General features: G+C 35.5%; 1 protein-coding gene and 1 pseudogene. One reads left to right on the forward strand and one right to left on the reverse strand.

What is annotated here, in order from left to right; genetic code table 11:
* Positions 1–629, reverse strand: a pseudogene (locus tag M901_RS17955) (transposase); the annotation flags it as partial.
* A gap of 393 nt (positions 630–1,022) precedes the next feature.
* On the opposite strand from M901_RS17955, the gene M901_RS03990 reads away from it, so the two are divergent.
* Positions 1,023–1,616, forward strand: a 594-nt coding sequence (locus M901_RS03990; protein WP_021276900.1) for a response regulator, incomplete at its 3' end; no start/stop codon positions are given.

The following is a 1,616-nucleotide window of genomic DNA, read 5'->3' on the forward strand; positions in this document are numbered from 1 at the left end:
GACCTCATATCTTTGGTTTTGCTGACTCAATATGGTGACACTTTGAGTCATTGCATCTATCTCTTCGCTAAGGCTGACAAAGTAATAGTATAAAGTTTGCAGTAAGTTCCTCATTACTGGAGAAAGCTTATTCTCTGCATCTTCAAGAGCTCTCGGTAAATGACACCGCAAAGCTATAATGGAAATAGGAAATACAACACCGTACTCAGCAGTCAATCCCTTGATCTGGTTCGCTAAGGCAGTTCTGTTCTCCACCAAACGTTTAAGGACACTGCGTATCGCTTTGAGGTCTTGTTAATCAATAGATTTAACAGGGTCAGGCATAGAAAAGGCATCGAAAATAGCTCTTGCATCATTGGCGTCGTTCTTTTACCGATCAACAAATGGTTTTACATGCTGAGATGGAATAAGCGCTACTGTATATCCCAGCTCTTGAAATATTCTGCCCCAATGATGAGAAGTTGCACATGAGTCATTGCAAGAGCAGTTTGCTCTGGTAGTTGACGGATAGTATCAAGAAGCTTATCTCGCTTTACCTTTATGTTTGACAATATTTGTCCATCAGTACTCAACACACATACTTGGAAGAGATTTTTTGCTGTATCGATACCGGCAACTTTAATAGACAGACGTGTTACTTCTTTTCTCACTGGTTGTACTATTAGTTTGGTACAACGACGCTAGAAGGTAGGTGCGTGCATCACATCACAGCCTTATCCATAGATAATCTAACGAAAACATTTCTTTAAATAAAAAATTAAAGACTATTTCATCATAGTAAATGACTTTCTAGTAAGAATGTTCATAAATAATATCTTATTGATGGAGTGAATGTATCGCACGAGTATTCCTACTTTATCTATGCTTTATTATTATGTTACAAATTAGTGATTTTGGGTGCTTTTATATTGTAGCGAATATTAGTATTTTTACATCTGGGTGATGTAGATTTGTACAATATTTAGTAGTGCCATGTATATTATCTATGTATATGGTCGCGGTATTTATGAAATTAATGTGACGTGAAAGAAGACTATAGTAACTATAAAGTGTTAATCGCAGATGATTCTAGGTTGGTGGTAAATTCAGTTAACCTAGCTATTAAACAATTGGGGTTTCACTCAGATAACATTCATCTGGCCTATAAACCTTCAGAGGTTATTGCCTTGTGCAAGTCAGTTGATATGGACATAATCATACTAGATTATAATTTCAACTCAAATTTAAATGGGCATCAGATTTTTTATGAGCTATCCCATTATAAAAGTATAAAACCCACCACTATTTTTGTTTATGTAACGGGCGAGAATGCGCTTAAAACTGTCAAGACGATACTTGAGTCTGGCCCTGATGACTATATTTTAAAGCCATTTACTCAACCAGCTATAAAAGGAAGGCTTAGAACTATAATTAAAAAGAAAAATAGTCTAATGCCTATATATGAACGTATTGAGCATAACGATTTTGAGCAGGCAATTACAGAGTGTGATGACTTGTTACCTTTCTTTCCACAACACAACTTAACGATTCGTCAACTAAAGTCTAAATCTTTAATAAGTCTTAAACGTTACGAAGAGGCTAAACAAGAGTATCAACAACTACTTAAAGAAAATAGT

The organism is Bacteriovorax sp. DB6_IX, from assembly GCF_000447775.1.
In the GTDB taxonomy this organism is placed as follows: Bacteria; Bdellovibrionota; Bacteriovoracia; order Bacteriovoracales; family Bacteriovoracaceae; genus Halobacteriovorax_A.